At 66.0% G+C, this 15,732-nt stretch carries 15 protein-coding genes; 12 read left to right on the top strand and 3 right to left on the bottom strand.

Annotation, left to right across the window (positions count from 1 at the left end; translation table 11 throughout):
* Window positions 1-127 precede the first annotated feature (127 nt).
* Complete coding sequence (locus BMY71_RS08245) at window positions 128-1,672, bottom strand: acyl-CoA synthetase (RefSeq protein ID WP_092683167.1); 1,545 nt, start codon at window positions 1,670-1,672, stop codon at window positions 128-130.
* Between the two features lie 53 nt (window positions 1,673-1,725).
* Between BMY71_RS08245 and BMY71_RS25565 the strand changes: the two genes are divergently transcribed.
* Window positions 1,726-1,854 (top strand): DUF4880 domain-containing protein, encoded by a 129-nt coding sequence (locus tag BMY71_RS25565; RefSeq protein ID WP_430715317.1) that lies wholly within the window; start codon window positions 1,726-1,728, stop codon window positions 1,852-1,854.
* Here the strand turns inward: BMY71_RS25565 and BMY71_RS08240 are convergent.
* Window positions 1,832-3,007, bottom strand: coding sequence for an acetyl-CoA C-acetyltransferase (locus tag BMY71_RS08240; RefSeq protein ID WP_092682982.1), 1,176 nt, complete (start codon window positions 3,005-3,007; stop codon window positions 1,832-1,834). The two genes, BMY71_RS25565 and BMY71_RS08240, sit on opposite strands and share 23 nt — an antisense overlap.
* Window positions 3,008-3,137: 130 nt before the next feature.
* Here BMY71_RS08240 and BMY71_RS08235 point away from each other — a divergent pair, with 130 nt between their 5' ends.
* The 9 genes from BMY71_RS08235 to BMY71_RS08200 all read left to right on the top strand — a co-directional run bounded on the left by BMY71_RS08235 (window position 3,138) and on the right by BMY71_RS08200 (window position 12,831).
* Window positions 3,138-3,827: a TetR family transcriptional regulator gene (locus BMY71_RS08235; RefSeq protein ID WP_011503999.1), complete on the top strand. Its 690-nt coding sequence runs from the start codon at window positions 3,138-3,140 to the stop codon at window positions 3,825-3,827.
* A gap of 268 nt (window positions 3,828-4,095) precedes the next feature.
* Window positions 4,096-4,221 carry a hypothetical protein gene (locus BMY71_RS25420; RefSeq protein ID WP_283804810.1) on the top strand — a complete coding sequence of 42 codons (126 nt, stop codon included), beginning with the start codon at window positions 4,096-4,098 and terminating at the stop codon, window positions 4,219-4,221.
* 87 nt (window positions 4,222-4,308) lie between these two features.
* The gene (locus BMY71_RS08230) at window positions 4,309-5,067 is read left to right on the top strand and encodes an SDR family NAD(P)-dependent oxidoreductase (protein ID WP_011503998.1); all 759 of its coding nucleotides are present in this window, start codon (window positions 4,309-4,311) and stop codon (window positions 5,065-5,067) included.
* 191 nt (window positions 5,068-5,258) lie between these two features.
* The gene (locus BMY71_RS08225; protein ID WP_092682980.1) at window positions 5,259-6,065 is read left to right on the top strand and encodes an enoyl-CoA hydratase/isomerase family protein; all 807 of its coding nucleotides are present in this window, start codon (window positions 5,259-5,261) and stop codon (window positions 6,063-6,065) included.
* A 58-nt stretch (window positions 6,066-6,123) separates the two neighbouring features.
* On the top strand, window positions 6,124-7,998 hold the full coding sequence (locus BMY71_RS08220) for an AMP-binding protein (protein ID WP_092683165.1): 1,875 nt from the start codon (window positions 6,124-6,126) through the stop codon (window positions 7,996-7,998).
* Window positions 7,999-8,153: 155 nt separating this feature from the next.
* Window positions 8,154-9,281, top strand: a complete 1,128-nt coding sequence (locus BMY71_RS08215; protein WP_092682978.1) for an acyl-CoA dehydrogenase family protein — start codon at window positions 8,154-8,156, stop codon at window positions 9,279-9,281.
* 10 nt (window positions 9,282-9,291) lie between these two features.
* Complete coding sequence (locus BMY71_RS08210) at window positions 9,292-10,539, top strand: acyl-CoA dehydrogenase (RefSeq protein WP_011503994.1); 1,248 nt, start codon at window positions 9,292-9,294, stop codon at window positions 10,537-10,539.
* Window positions 10,540-10,721: 182 nt separating this feature from the next.
* Window positions 10,722-11,966 (top strand): acyl-CoA dehydrogenase, encoded by a 1,245-nt coding sequence (locus BMY71_RS08205; protein WP_092682976.1) that lies wholly within the window; start codon window positions 10,722-10,724, stop codon window positions 11,964-11,966.
* A 166-nt stretch (window positions 11,967-12,132) separates the two neighbouring features.
* A complete protein-coding gene (locus BMY71_RS08200) occupies window positions 12,133-12,831 on the top strand; it encodes a nitroreductase (protein ID WP_092682974.1) in 699 nt (232 codons plus the stop codon).
* 25 nt (window positions 12,832-12,856) lie between these two features.
* Here the strand turns inward: BMY71_RS08200 and BMY71_RS08195 are convergent, their stop codons facing one another.
* Complete coding sequence (locus tag BMY71_RS08195) at window positions 12,857-13,639, bottom strand: enoyl-CoA hydratase/isomerase family protein (RefSeq protein ID WP_092682972.1); 783 nt, start codon at window positions 13,637-13,639, stop codon at window positions 12,857-12,859.
* A 330-nt stretch (window positions 13,640-13,969) separates the two neighbouring features.
* Between BMY71_RS08195 and BMY71_RS08190 the strand changes: the two genes are divergently transcribed.
* Both BMY71_RS08190 and BMY71_RS08185 read left to right on the top strand, forming a co-directional pair.
* Window positions 13,970-14,644 carry a Crp/Fnr family transcriptional regulator gene (locus BMY71_RS08190; protein WP_092683163.1) on the top strand — a complete coding sequence of 225 codons (675 nt, stop codon included), beginning with the start codon at window positions 13,970-13,972 and terminating at the stop codon, window positions 14,642-14,644.
* 20 nt (window positions 14,645-14,664) lie between these two features.
* Window positions 14,665-15,552, top strand: coding sequence for a DUF6537 domain-containing protein (locus BMY71_RS08185; protein WP_092682970.1), 888 nt, complete (start codon window positions 14,665-14,667; stop codon window positions 15,550-15,552).
* The last annotated feature ends 180 nt before the right edge of the window (window positions 15,553-15,732 follow it).

Genomic DNA, 15,732 nt, shown 5'->3' with positions numbered 1-15,732 from the left:
CGTAGCGGCGGCCTCGAAGGATGGCCCCGGCTAGGCGTGGCGGTCATCCTTCGAGCTTCGAGGCGCGCCGAAGCCGGCGCGCGCCTCAACATGACGGCTCCGCGCAGGCGCTCCGGATGATGTCCGTTCACGCGGTCGTCGCTTCCTTCTTCGGCCAGTAGCGATCCTTGAGGTGTCGCTTGACCAGCTTGCCGGTCGGCGTGCGCGGCAGTTCGGCTTCGAAATCGATCGAGCGCGGGCACTTGATCGCCGACAAATGCTCGCGGCAGAAGCCGATCAGCTTCGCCTCCAGCTCCTTGCCCGGCTTGACGCCGTCGCGCGTCTGCACCACGGCCTTGACCTCTTCGCCCATCTCCTCGTTCGGCACGCCGAACACCGCGACGTCGGCGACGTCGGGATGCGTCAGCAGCACGTCCTCGGTTTCCTGCGGATAGATGTTCACGCCGCCGGAGATGATCATGTAGCTCTTGCGGTCGGTGAGATAGAGGAAGCCCTCGGCGTCGAGATAGCCGACATCGCCGAGCGTCGACCAGCCTTTCGCGTTATAGGCGCGCTTGGTCTTGTCCGGATCGTTGTGATAGCTGAACGCCGGCGCGTCGGCGAAATACACCGTGCCGATCTCGCCGGTCGGCATCTCCTCGCCGGCGTCGTCGAGAATCTTGATGATGCCGACCACCGCCTTGCCGACCGTGCCGCGATGCGTCAGCCATTGCTGCGAGGTCGACACCGTGACGCCGTTGCCCTCGGAGCCGGCGTAGTACTCGATCAGGATCGGGCCCCACCATTCGATCATCTTCGCCTTGACGTCGACCGGGCAGGGCGCGGCGGCATGGATCGCGCCCTTCAGCGTCGACACGTCGTAGCGCGCGCGGATGTCGTCGGGCAGCTTCAGCATTCGCACGAACATCGTCGGCACCAGCTGCGACTGCGTCACCTTGTACTTCTCGACCAGCGCCAGAAACTGCTCGGCGTCGAAATTCTCCATGATCACCGAGGTGCCGCCGAGCGTGGTGGCCATCATGTTGAAGCGTAAGGGAGCGGCGTGATACAGCGGCGCCGGCGACAGATAGATGCTGTCCTGATTCATACCGCACATCCGCTCGCACAGCAGCCTGAGGAACGGGCTCGGCACGTCGATGGCGTTGCCTTCGAACTCGCGCTTGATGCCCTTGGGGCGTCCGGTCGTGCCGGACGAGTACAGCATGTCGTAGCCGGCGACCTCGTCGGCGATCGGCGTCACCGGCTGCGCGCCGGCCTCCTTGTCCCAGGAGCGGAAGCCCGGAGCCGGCTCGTCGATCATGAAGAATTCGACGCCGGGCAGGGCGCCGAGCAACGGCGCGATCGAATCGGCGCCTTGCGGCGAGGTGATCACGACTTTGGCGCCGCAATCCTGCACGATATAGGCGATCTCGTCCTTCTTCAGATAGCGGCTGATCGCGGTGTAGTAGAGCCCGGCGCGCTGCGCCGCCCAGCAGATCTCCATGAACGCCAGCCGATTTTCCATCAGCAGCGCGACGTGGTCTCCGGCCTTGAGCCCGAGCGCGCGGAACATCTGCGCACCCTGGTTCGACAGCTCGTCCAGCTCGCGATAGGTGATCGCCTTGCCGGTGCCGGCCATCTGATAGGCGATCTTGTCGGGCTGGGTGCGGGCGTGGATCGACGGATGGGTCATGGCCAGGTCCTCGGAGGTGATGCGGCGGATTGCGTCCGCTCTGATGAATTCAGTTGTCTTGTGCCCCGGATGCTGCGCAGCGCGCCGCACTTGCGGCGTGGTGCGCTGCTGATCCGGGACACAGATACTCAGTCGGTGCCGCCCGTGCGGCCTTGCGGCTTACAACCGCTCGACGATGGTGACGTTGGCCATGCCGCCGCCTTCGCACATTGTCTGCAGGCCGTAGCGCTTGCCGGATTGCTGCAGAGCGTGGACCAGCGTGGTCATCAGCTTGGTGCCGGAGCCGCCGAGCGGATGCCCGAGCGCGATCGCGCCGCCATTGACGTTGAGCCGGGCCGGATCGGCGCCGGTCGACTTCAGCCACGCGGTCGGGATCGAGGCGAACGCCTCATTGACCTCGAACAGATCGATGTCGTCGATCTTCATGCCGGCCTTCTTCAGCGCGCGTTCGGTCGCCGGCAGCGGCGCTTCCAGCATGATCACCGGGTCGCCGCCCATCATCGTCATGTGATGGATCCGCGCCAGCGGCTTGACGCCGAGCTGCTTCAGGCCGTTCTCGTTGACCACCACGACGCCGGAAGCGCCGTCGCAGATCTGGCTCGCGGTCGCCGCCGTCAGCCGGCCGCCGTTCTCGTTGATCAGCTTGACGCCCTTGATGCCGTCGAGCGTCACGTCGAAGCGGATGCCTTCATCGATATGGTGGGTGTCGGTCGAGCCGTCGGCGCGGGTGATCGTGAGCGGCACGATCTCGTCCTTGAACTTGCCGGCCTGGGTCGCCGCGATCGCGCGCTGGTGGCTCTGATAGGCGTATTCGTCGAGCTGGTCCTTCGACAGATCGTATTTGTGCGCCACCATCTCGGCGCCGGTGAACTGGTTGAACTGGATGTTCGGGTAGCGCTGCTCCATGTTCGGGCTCTTGTAGCTGCCGAGCCCCGCCTTGGCGGCGAGAATGCTCGGCGTGCCCATCGGCACCCGCGTCATGCTCTCGACGCCGGCGGCGATCACGATGTCCATCGAGCCCGACATCACCGCCTGTGCGGCAAAATGCAGCGCCTGCTGCGACGAGCCGCACTGCCGGTCGATCGAGGTGGCGGGAACGCTCTCCGGCAGCTTCGACGCCAGCACCGCGTTGCGGGCGATGTTGACCGCCTGTTCGCCGGCCTGGCCGACGCAACCCATGATGACGTCCTCGATCTGGTCCGGCGCCGCGCCGGAGCGCTCGACCAGCGCATTCAGCACGGAAGCTGCGAGATCGGCCGGATGCCAGCCGGCGAGGCGGCCTCCCTTGCGGCCACCGGCGGTGCGTGCGGCGGCGACGATATAGGCCTCGGCCATGCGTTTCTTCTCCCTGATGCGTGTTGTTTGGCGGGGCTGACAGGGCGCGATTTAATGGGTGGGGACGGATTTAGTCAATCAATCAATTAACGCTTGAGCCGGCGCTCGCGATGGGCTAATTGCGACATCCATGGCAGCGCATCCGATCCCAGCTCTGGCGACCAGAATACCGGCGGTGAAGAATTCCACCGCCGACAAGCTGTTGGTCGCGGCCGGCGAATTGATGATCGAGCGCAACTCGGTCGAAATCTCGCTGTCGGACATCGCGCACAAATCCGGCGTCAACGCCGCGCTGGTGAAATATCATTTCGGCAACAAGGACGGCCTGCTGCTCGCGCTGCTGGCGCGCGACGCCGCCAACGAGATGACCAATCTCGATTATCTGCTGGCGCAGCCGCTGGCGCCGAGCATCAAGATGAAGCTGCACATCGCCGGCATCATCAAGGCCTACTACCAGTTCCCCTATATGAACCGGCTGATCCACTATCTGCTGCACGGCCAAAATCGCGACGCCGCAGACGAGGTCACCAAGTTCTTCGTCGGTCCCTTGCTCGACTTCCATCGCCGGCTGCTCGCCGAAGGCGTCGCCGCCGGCGAATTCCGCAACGTCGATCCGGTGTTCTTCTACACGACGCTGATCGGTGCCTGCGATCATCTGTTCTTCGGACGGCAGACCATGACGCGCGCGGCCGGCGTCGGTCCTGTCACCGACGAGGTCTGCCGCGCCTATATCGGCCACGTCGAACAGATCATCCTCGGCGGCCTGTTGCTGCGGTTAAGCGACTCGAAGTCGCAGCCGCAGCAGGCCATCGCCGGATAACGAGCTAACAACAAGAAGAAACGACCCCAAGCAACTGAGAGACTTTCAATCAAGACCCGGGACACGCCAAAGAGAATCCGAACAACAACAAAAACGCCCAAGGATCAGCTCACGGAAACTGCCCGGAAGAGGCAGGCGGAATGGAGCTGCAGGCACCCCCGGGACATCGTTTGAAACTGTTTCGACAATACCAAGAAAACAATCAGGAAACGCCCAAATCCTTCGCGACGCGCCCTGCGGATGCTCCTCAGGATGACGGATAAGAACCATGACGCGCCTCGTGTGTGAGTGCGTCCGGCAGACGACGATCGGGGAAACGCCCAAGGGGCCGTTGAACAAACAGGCGCAAAAGCGCAAGAAGAACACGACGAAGGATCCGTTCGAGGTCCGTTGAAAAGTTCAGGAAACGCCCAGGGTCCGGCTACGCAGGTTCCGCTTCCAACAAAAGCTTCAGGAAGCGCCCAAGGAAAGGGAAGTTACGATGCAGTTGAAAGACGTCTCCGTTCTCATCACCGGCGGAGGGTCGGGGCTCGGCGCCGCGACAGCGCAAGCGATGGCCGCCAAGGGCGCCAAGGTCGCAGTGCTCGACATGAACAAGGACAACGCCGAGAAGGTCGCTGCTGAAATCGGCGGCGTCGCCTGCGTCGGCGACGTGTCGCAGGAGGCCCCGGTCAAGGAAGCGATCGCCAAGGCCGAAGCCGCGCACGGCATCGTTCGCGTGCTGGTGAACTGCGCGGGCATCGGCGGCGCGGTGAAGACCGTCGGCAAGCAGGGCGCCTATCCGCTCGATCATTTCTCGCGCATCATCAACGTCAACCTGATCGGCAGCTTCAACTGCATCCGGCTCGTCGCCGAGCGGATGCAGAGCGCGCCGACCATCGGCGAAGAGCGCGGCGTCTGCATCAACACCGCGTCGGTCGCGGCGTTCGACGGCCAGATCGGCCAGGCGGCGTATTCGGCGTCGAAGGGCGGCATCGTCGGCATGACCCTGCCGGTGGCGCGCGACCTCGCGTCGCTGAACATCCGCGTCATGACCATCGCGCCGGGCCTGTTCCTGACGCCGCTGCTGATGGGTCTGTCGGAAGAAGCGCGCAAGAGCCTCGGCGCCCAGGTGCCGCATCCGGCGCGTCTCGGCGATCCGTCCGAATACGCTTCGCTCGCGGTGCAGATCGTCGAGAACCCGATGCTGAACGGCGAGACCATCCGTCTCGACGGCGCTATCCGCATGGCGCCGCGCTAGCACTGACTTGATCCTCTCCCCTTGTGGGAGAGGGTGGCAGCCGAAGGCTGCCGGGTGAGGGTGGCGAGTCCGGACCCCTCACCGGGCAGCACGCGCCGCCGATGCAATCCTGCCCTCTCCCACAAGGGGAGAGGGCGCACGAACGACCGCGGAGAACTGCGGGACAAGAACAATAATCCGGGAGTGAGCGCGTGACCGAGGTCCTGCTGGTCGACCATGCCGATGGCGTCGATTGGGTCACGCTCAATCGCCCCGACAGTCTGAACGCGCTCGACCCCGAACTGATCGACGCGCTGAACGCCTATTTCGGCCAGTTGCAGCGCAACCGCGACACCCGTGTGGTGGTGCTGAAGGGCGCCGGCCGCGCGTTCTGCGCCGGCCTCGATCTCAAACAGGCGATGGCCCGCCGCGGCGAACGACAGGAGCCGCCGGGCGTCACTGAATCGCTGGATTCGCAGCGGCGGATCGCCGACATCGTGATGCTGATGCGGCGCTGTCCGCAGCCGATCATCGCGCTGGTCCACGGCGCCGCCGCCGGCGGCGGCTTCGCGCTGGCGCTCGCCAGCGACATTCGCATCGCCGGCCGCAGCGCGCGGATGAACTGCGCCTTCATCAAGCTCGGGCTCGGCGGTTGCGACATCGGCACCAGCTACTTCTTGCCGCGCCTCGTCGGCGTCTCGGTCGCCTCCGAACTGATCCTCACCGGCCGATTCATCGAAGCCGAACGCGCGCTGATGACCGGCCTCGTGTCGGAATTGGTCGAGGACGATCAGCTCGAGGCCGCCGCGCAGCCTTATGTCGATGCGATGCTGGCGGCGTCGCCGGTCGGCCTGCGGCTGTCGAAGGAATGTCTCAACATGGCGGTCGATGCCGGATCGATCGAATCCGTGATCGCCATGGAAGATCGCAATCAGGTGCTGTGCTCGCGCTCGGAGGATTTCGACGAGGGCATCAGCGCCTTTCTGGAAAAGCGCAAGCCGGTCTATGTTCGGCGCTGACTGCTCGACGACGACCAACGCGGCCCGGCAAGAGGCCAGCACAATGGGAGACGCCACCATGACTTCAAGCGCAGCCGCAGTGCTGACCAAGCCGGCCTTCCGCAAGGTCAATTGGTTGCCGCGCGAGATCGAGGTCGATCGCCGCGCCGACGGCGTCGTCGTGATGAAGTCGCGGTTTCCGCTGAACGACCACGATCCGCATCTGCCGATGGCGCTGGCGAAATGGGCCAGGCAGCGCCCCGATCACATCTGGCTGGCGCAGCGCGCGGGCCCGGAACGGCAGTGGCGCAAAGTGTCCTACGCCGAGGCCAAGCGCACCGTCGACGGGCTGACGCAGGCGCTGCTCGATCTGAAGCTGCCCGAAGGCCGCCCGGTCGCGATCCTGTCCGGCAATTCGATCGAACACGCGCTGATGATGATGGCAGCGATGCAGGCGCGGATTCCGACCGCGCCGGTGTCGCCGGCCTATTCGCTGATGAGCCACGATCATCAGAAACTGAAATATCTATTCGACCTGGTGAAGCCGGCGGTGGTGCTGGTGCAGGACGGCGCCGCCTTCACCAAGGCGCTGCACGCGCTCGATCTGTCCGGCGTCAGGGTGGTGCATGTCGGCAACCCCGCCGACGGCATCGCCAGCGTGGCGTTCGCCGACATGGCGGCGACGCCGGTGACCGACGCCGTCGAACAATCGATCGCGCAGATCACGCCCGACACCGTCGGCAAGTTGCTGTTCACCTCCGGCTCGACCGGAATGCCGAAGGCGGTGATCAACACCCAGCGGATGATGTGCGCCAACGCCGCGATGATGCTGCAGGTGCGGCCGCGCGATCCCAACGGGCCGCTGCCGGTCAATCTCGACTGGATGCCGTGGAATCATACGATGGGCGGCAACGCCTCGTTCAATCCGCTGCTGATCGAAGGCGGCACGATGTATATCGACGACGGCCGGCCGATGCCGGGCCTGATCGAGGAGACGCTGCGCAATCTGCGCGAGATTTCGCCGACCTACTACGCGAACGTGCCGGCGGGCTACGCCGCGCTGGCCTCCGCGATGGAGAAGGACGACGCGCTGTGCCGTTCGTTCTTCAAGAATCTCGCGCTGATGGCCTATGGCGGCGCGCGGCTGCCGGACGATCTGTACGAGCGGATGCAGGCGCTGGCGGTGCGCGCCACCGGCGAGCGGCTGGTGTTCTACACCGGCTGGGGCTCGACCGAGACCGCGCCGACCTCGACCGGCACCTATTGGGACACCGAGCGCGTCGGCCTGATCGGCCTGCCGTTCCCGGGCGTCGAGCTGAAGATGCTGCCGATCGGCGACAAATACGAACTGCGGCTGCGCGGCGTCAATGTGATGCCGGGCTACTACGGCCGGCCCGATCTGACCGAAGCCGCGTTCGACGAGGAGGGCTTCTACAAGATCGGCGACGCCGGCGTGTTCGTCGATCCGCAGGACCCGGTGAAGGGCATCATCTTCGCCGGCCGCGTCGTCGAGGACTTCAAGCTGATGACCGGCACCTTCGTGCATGTCGGCTCGCTGCGCACCGACGCGATCGCCGCCGCCACGCCGGTGGTTCACGATGCGCTGGTCGCCGGGCAGGACCGCGCCTTCATCGGCCTTCTGGCGTGGCCCAATCTGCACGCCTGCCGCCAGATCGTCGGCAATCCGGACGCGACCTATGAAGACGTGGTGAAGCATCCCGCGGTGCTCGCGGCGCTGAAGGCGGGCCTCGAGAAGCACAATGCCGAGGTGCGTGGCGTGAGTTCGATGCGGATCGCCCGCGCGATGCTGATGAGCGAGCCGCCGTCGATCGACGGCAACGAACTCACCGACAAGGGCTACATCAACCAGCGCGCCGGCCTGGAGCGCCGCGCCGCACTGGTCGAGCGGCTCTACGCCCAGCATCCGGATCCGGATGTGATGGTGCTGCAGTGACGATGCACAAACACACTCTCCGTCATTCCGGGGCGCGCGCAGCGCGACCCCGGAATCTCGACGTGCCGGCTTCAGATTCCGGGTTCGCACGCAGCTTCGCTGCGCGCGCCCCGGAATGACAATCTCGAACAACTAACAACAACGAGACCACGCCCATGAATTTCGATTTCTCCGACGACCAGAAGCAACTGCGTGATCAGGCGAGGCGGTTTCTCGCCGAGAAGTGCTCGCCGAAGGCGGTGCGCGCCGTGCTCGAAGGCAAGGCGGATTACGACCGCGAGCTGTGGAAGGGCCTCGCCGAAATGGGATTTCTCGGCGTCGCGATCCCCGAGGAGTTCGGCGGCGCGGGCGCCGGCCATCTCGAACTCTGCGTGATCGCCGAAGAACTCGGCCGCGTGCTGGCGCCGGTGCCGTTCGCCTCGACCGTGTATCTCGCCGCCGAAGCGCTGCTGATCGCGGGCTCCGACGAGCAGAAGCAGACATGGTTGCCGAAGATTTCCTCGGGCGAGGCGATCGGCACGCTGGCGCTGTTCGAAGGCGCCGGCAATCCGTCGCCGCAGGCGATCAAGGTCGCCGCCAATGGCGGCACGATCAGCGGCGTCAAGAAGCCGGTCGCCGACGGCGCGATCGCGGATTTTGCGATCGTCGCAGCGCGCACCGGGACCAGCGGGCGTGAGACCGACATCTCGCTGTTCCTGGTCGATCTCAAGGCCGGCGGCGTCGACGCCAAGGCGCTTTCGAGCGTCGATCCGTCGCGGCAGCAGGCCGAACTCACCTTCAACGGGGCCAAGGCCGAGCCGCTCGGCGCCGCCAATGAAGGCTGGAGCATTCTGTCGCGCGTGCTCGACCGCGCCGCGGTGCTGATCGCGTTCGAACAGGTCGGCGGCTCCGACCGCGCGCTGGAGATGGGCCGCGACTACGCGCTCGACCGCATCGCCTTCGGACGGCCGATCGGCTCGTTCCAGGCCGTCAAGCACATCCTCGCCGACATGTACGTCTCGGCGACGCTGGCGCGTTCGAATTGCTATTACGGCGCCTGGGCGCTTTCGACCGACGCCGCCGAACTGTCCGAGGCCGCCGCCGCGGCGCGGATCAGCGCCACGCAGGCGTTCCAGCATTGCTCCAAGCAGAACATCCAGGTCCATGGCGGCATGGGCTTCACCTGGGAGTTCGACTGCCATCTGTACTATCGCCGCTCCAACGCGCTGGCGCTGGCGCTCGGCAGCCAGTCGTACTGGGAAGATCAACTGATCGACCGGATGCGCCAGAAGAACGCGGCGTGAGGGGCGCAAGATGAATTTCGACGACACCCCGCAGGAAGCCGAGTTTCGCGCTCAGGCGCGGGCCTGGATCGACGCCAACGCGCCGAAGCAATACGAGGCCGAACTCAAGAAGGCCTCGCTCGGCCGCGTCCAGCTCAAGGGCGCCAATATCCTCGACGTCGCCAAGGCGTGGCAGAAGAAGAAAGCCGAGGCCGGCTGGGCGGTGCCGCACTGGCCGAAGGAGTATGGCGGCCGCGGCGCGACGCCGATCGAGCGCGTGATCTGGCAGCAGGAAGAGGGTGCGTTCGGCAAGCTCACCGCGATGTTCATCATCGGCCAGGGTATGTGCGGACCGACGATGATGGCCTACGCCTCGGAACAGCAGAAGCGGCACTATCTGCCGCCGCTCGGCTCCGGCGAGACGGTGTGGTGCCAGCTGTTCTCCGAACCCGCCGGCGGCTCCGACGTCGCGGGGCTGCGCACGCGGGCGGAGAAGGACGGCGACGACTGGGTGATCAACGGTCAGAAGATCTGGACCTCGGGCGCGCATTATTCGGACTACGGCATCCTGATCACACGCACCGATCCGACTGTGCCCAAGCACAAGGGCCTGACGATGTTCTTCCTCGACATGAAGAGCAAGGGCGTCGAGATCAAGCCGATCAAGCAGGCCAACGGCAATTCCGACTTCAACGAAGTGTACTTCACCGACGTGCGGATTCCGGACAGCCAGCGGCTCGGCGCCGTCGGCGACGGCTGGAACGTGTCGCTGACCACGCTGATGAACGAGCGGATGTCGATCGGCGCCAATGTGGCGACCGGCTTTCCCGAATTGTTCGAGTATTGCAATTCGCTGACGCTCGATGGCGCGCCGGCGCTCGACGATCGCGCCGTGCGCTCGAAGCTCGCGAACTGGGCGGTACGCGCGAGCGGGCTGAAATACACCTCGTTCCGTGCGATCTCGGCGCTGTCGAAGGGCGAGCGGCCGGGGCCGGAGAATTCGATCGGCAAGCTGGTCGCAGGCAGCATGATCCAGGACGTCGCGACCTACGCGCTCGATCTGCAGGGCGCGAGCGGCGTGCTGAGCGGGCCGCAGGATGCGGAGGTCGCCGGCAAGTTCCAGGCGATGCTGCTGCGTTCCCCCGCGACCCGCGTCGAAGGCGGCACCGACGAGATCCTGCGCAACATCATCGCCGAGCGCGTACTTGGCCTGCCGGGCGACATCCGTGTCGACAAGGACGTGCCGTTCAACCAGATCCCGACGCGAGGGCGGGCTTAGTATCACGTGTCCCGGACGCGGTGCGGCATTCTTCATGCCGCTCCGCAGATCCGGGACCCCGGTTGGGCGCCGAAGAAGACACCGGGGCCCCGGATCAGCAGCGCACCACGCCGCAAGGGCGGCGCGCTGCGCAGCGTCCGGGGCACGGATACAAAGTCATACGAACGAGACGAGAGGCTGACATGAATTTCGACGACACCCCGCAGGAAGCCGACTTCCGCGCCAGGGCGCGGGCATGGATCGACGCCAATGCGCCGAAGGAGTTCGAGCAGGAGCTGACGAAGTCCGGCCTCGGCCGCATCAGCCTGAAGAACGCCGACATCGTCGAGGTCGGCAAGGCGTGGCAGAAGAAGAAGGCCGAGGGCGGCTGGGCCTGCCTGACCTGGCCGAAGGATTATGGCGGGCGCGGCGCGACGCCGATCGAAAAGGTGATCTGGCAGCAGGAAGAGGGCGTCTACGGCAAGCTGACGCAGCCGTTCCAGATCGGCGAGGGCATGTGCGGCCCGACCGTGATGGCCTATGGCGGCGAGGACGACAAGCGCCGCTATCTGCCGAAGCTCGCTTCCGGCGAGAACATCTGGTGCCAGCTGTTCTCCGAGCCCGCCGGCGGCTCCGACGTCGCGGGGCTGCGCACCCGCGCGGAGAAGGACGGCGACGACTGGATCATCAACGGCCAGAAAATCTGGACCTCCGGCGCGCATTATTCCGACTACGGCCTGCTGATCACCCGCACCGACCCCAACGTGCCCAAGCACAAGGGCCTCACCATGTTCTTCCTCGACATGAAGAGCGAGGGCGTCGAGGTGAAGCCGATCAAGCAGGCCAACGGGATGCAGGAATTCAACGAGGTGTTTTTCACCAATGTGCGGATTCCGGACAGCCAGCGCCTCGGCGCCGTCGGCGATGGCTGGAACGTGTCGCTGACCACGCTGATGAACGAGCGGATGTCGATCGGCGCGCGGCTCGCCACCGGCTTTCCGGAGATCTTCGCATTCTGCAACGATTACGTCACCGCCGATGGCCCGGCGATCGACGACCCCGCGGTGCGTTCGAAGCTGGCGAACTGGGCGGTGAAGGCGAGCGGGCTGAAATACACCTCGTATCGATCGATCTCGGCGCTGTCGAAAGGCGATCGGCCGGGCCCCGAAAACTCGATCGGCAAGCTGGTTGCGGGGCCGATGCTGCAGGACATCGCCGCGTTCGCGATGGAGCTCGAAGGCGCCGCCGGGGTGTTCAGCGATCCGGCTGAAGCCGAGGCCGGCGGCAGCTTCCAGGCGATGCTGCTGGGCGCGCCGGCGATGCGCATCGCGGGCGGCACCGATGAGATCCTGCGCAACATCATCGCCGAACGCGTGCTGGGCCTTCCGGGCGACATCCGTGTCGACAAGGATCTGCCGTTCAACAAGATCCCGACCAAGGGGCGGTGACGGCGATCATCAACCACGGGCCGTCATTCCGGGGCGCGAGCAAAGCTCGCGAACCCGGAATCCCGAAGTTATTCGATTGCCGGCGCCGCAGTGTGCGTTTCAGATTCCGGGTTCGCTCACTGCCGTGAGCGCCCCGGAATGACGACCATCGAGCAATGAGGCCACTATGACCGACGCTGCCGCGACCACTGCCCCGATCGATGTGCTCGAAGAGCTGATGGCCGCGCGCTATTCGTGTCGGGCGTTCAGGCCCGATCCGGTGCCGCGCGAGACCATCGACCGGATGCTCGCCGCCGCGCAGAAGACGGCGTCGTGGTGCAACAGCCAGCCCTGGCAGGTGCTGATCACGTCCGGCGAGGCGACCCGAAAGTTTCGCGACGTGATCTACAACGTCGCCGCGAGCGGCGCGCCGGCGAGCGGGGATTTCGAATTCCCGCGCGAGTATCGCGGCGTGTATCTCGAGCGCCGCCGCGAGAGCGGCTTCCAGCTCTACAACACGCTCGGGATCGCCAAGGGCGACAAGATGGCCTACGCCAAACAGGCGCTGGAGAATTTCAACTTCTTCGGCGCGCCGCATGTCGCGATCATCACCACCGACGAGGCGCTCGGCGTCTACGGCGCGATCGACTGCGGCGGCTACGTCACCTCCTTGATGCTGGCGGCGCAGGCGCTCGGCCTCGCCACCGTCCCGCAGGCGGCGCTGGCGTTCCATTCGGGCGTCGTGCGCAAGCATTTCGGGCTCGGCGACGACCGCCGCGTGGTGTGCGGCATCTCGTTCGGCTACGCCGACCGCGAGCACAAAGCCAACAGCTACCGCACCAGCCGCGCCGCGCTCGGGGATGTCGCGACGTTCGTGGAGCAGTAGCCAGGGCGACGAGCCGCTTTAAGCCTTAAAACTTCGGCGTGCGTTTCTCCGCGAAGGCGGCGATGCCTTCCTTGATTTCGGCGCCGCGCATCGAGGCGCGGGCGCGAGCGTCGGCGGCCGGCTCGTCGAGCGCCTGGCGGGCGAATTCGTTGATGGCGCGCTTCATGCCGGCCACCGCATTCGGCGCGTTGCCGGCGAGGGTCGCGGCCAGCGCGTCGACCTCGCGGTCGAGCCGTTCCATCGGCGCCATCGCGGTCAAGTAACCGATCCGCAGCATCTCGGCGGCGTCGAGCCGCTGCCCGGTCAGGAACAGCGTCTTGGCGTTGTTGACGCCGAGCCGCGTGACGTAACGCTTGATGCCCGACGGGTAGTAATGCAGCCCGAGCCGCGCCGCCGGCATGAACATCTCGGCGGTGTCGACGCCGATGCGGAAATCGCAGGCCAGCGCCAGATCGGTCGAACCGCCATAGACGCCGCCGTTCAACCGGCAGATCGTCGGCACCCGCAGATTCTCGAGCCGGTCGGCGACGACTTCGAAGGCCGCGCCCGAGGACTCGCCCTCGACCTCGCTGGCGGCGCGCTCGGCGACCTTGCCGAGGTCGAAGCCCGCCGAAAACGCCCGGCCGGTGCCGGTCAGGACCAGCACGCGCACCGAGGCGTCGCTCTCGATCTGCGCGAAATGCTCGAGCAGCGCCTCGAGGTCGTCCGGCTGCAGCCGGTTGAGGTGCTCCGGCCGGTTCAGCCGGATGGTGGCGCGCGGGCCCTCGATGGTGAGAACCGGCGTGCTCATGCTGTCCGTGTCCGACATGGTGTTGATCTCCAGAAAAGCTGTGGGCGTGGGAAGAGGCGTGAGGGCCGAACGAGACGTCTCCGAGGCCGGTCTGCGGCGCGGGAGTCCGGCCCGCGGTGGGTTGCGATCGGGCGCGCAAACTGCCTGCGCCGGCCCCGGCCGTCAATCGCCGCGCAGCCGCGCGGACGCGCCGCGGGGCCGGTGGCGTTCCCTGCGCCGGATTGTTTATAATCCGGTTTGCATCAACGTGTATTCCAGGCGCCACGCGGCGGCGCGATCACCGCCACGCCGCGGGTGTTCGCTGCGCATTTCGGCGTCACGATCCGTTTCTCGAGACAGGTTGGCCCCATGGATATGTCTCACATCGCTCAGCATGCCGGCACCGCGGGCAGCCTGTTCGCGACGATCTTCGTGGTCGCGACCTATACGATGCGGACGATGATCCCGCTGCGGGTGTTCGGGATGCTGACCAATCTGCTGATGATCGCGGTGTCGATCCCGACCCACAACTATCCGACGTTGGCGCTGCACGCCGTGCTGCTGCCGCTCAACGCCTATCGGCTGCACCAGATGCTGCAGCTCGTGCGCGACGTCAAGAAGTCGGTCAACAGCGATCTGTCGATGGAATGGCTGAAGCCATTCATGACCGAGCGCAAATGCGAGGCCGGGGAGGAGCTGTTCTACAAGGACGAGAAGGCCGAGCACATGTTCTACATCGTCAGCGGCCGCTTCCGCCTGGTCGAATCCGGCATCGAGCTTCCGGTCGGCGCAATCGTCGGCGAGCTCGGGATGCTGTCGCCGTCGAACACCCGGACGCAGACGCTGGAATGCGTCGAATCCGGCGTCGTCCTCAGCGTCAGCTATCGGCAGGTCGAGGAGCTTTACGTCCAGAACCCGGAGTTCGGCTTCTACTTCCTGCGGCTCGCCAGCGCGCGGCTGTTCCAGAATATCGAGGTGCTCGAAGCGCGGCTGGCGCAGGCCCATGTCCCGGTGCCGGCGCAGGTCGCGAGCGATACAGCGTAACCCGCGACGAGGGCAGGGCGGTGACAGGCTATCTCGACGCAATGCGCTCCACGCTCGCCGAAATCATCGGCGAGCGTGACCGCGTCGTCGCGCTGGCCCTGCCGGACAATCTGTCGCCGGCGGTGGCGCCGGTGGTGAGCGACGCCGTGGAGCAGCTGATCGCCTTTCAGGGCCGGCGCTACGCGCGGCTGTATCTCGACCGCATCGGCCGCTTCGCGCATCGCCGCGATGTCGGCGACGCGCTGCTGATCGAGATCGCGCAGCTGCTGGCGATGCGGATGGCCTATGAGGACCCGATCCGGATCGCGCAACTCGCGCTGGCCGAGGCGGCGATCGGGCCGGACGGCGTGGCGACCAACCGGGTCGACCGCAAATGCCGTTTTCGCATCGACGAGCTGGTGTCGGCGCTACCGATCGTGGTGGCCGATCCGATGCTCGACGTCATCGGCGCTCTCGGCTGGCAGCGCCTGCCGGTGAAGATGCGCTTCAACGCGACCGGCTGGCTCGGCATTCGAAGGCTGCGGATCGAGTCGTGGTTGCGGCGCTGGCGGATGCTGTCGATCCGTTATGCCAAAGAGCGGATCTGGGTCGAGCGCTGGCTGCACATGATCGACCGCTGCCTCGCGAAACGGCCGGAGGCGGTCTGGACCATCGTGCAGAGCGCCACCATGATCCGCGGCTATGGCGACCCGTATCTCTACGGCATGGCGAATTGGACGCTGATCATCGACAGCCTGGTCAAGCCGGTGTTCGCCGGCGCGCTGACGCTTCCCGATCTGTCCGCGGCGATCGCCGAAGCGCGGACGGCGGCGCTGCCCGACCGCCGGCAGACCGCGCTGAAAAGCGCCATCGCGGCGATCCGCACCCGCGCCAGCGCCGGCACGGTGCCGGCCTCCGCAATGCCGTGAGGCGATCGCGTTTTCGAGCGATGTGGATCCCGGGTCGCGTGAAGACAACGCGCCGGACCAAGTAACCGGGCCTCCTGTCTGATTTGATCGGAACCGGACTTGCTCCAGGTTGGATACCGGGAAAGGGGTCAAGTGGTCGAGCATTCGCCCGGCGGTTTCCCCCACGTGCATTCCGGAACC

It is taken from the genome of Rhodopseudomonas pseudopalustris (genome assembly GCF_900110435.1).
GTDB lineage: Bacteria > Pseudomonadota > Alphaproteobacteria > Rhizobiales > Xanthobacteraceae > Rhodopseudomonas > Rhodopseudomonas pseudopalustris.
The sequence above is the reverse complement of the archived record's forward strand: the minus strand, read 5'-3'. Positions and strand labels throughout refer to the sequence as shown.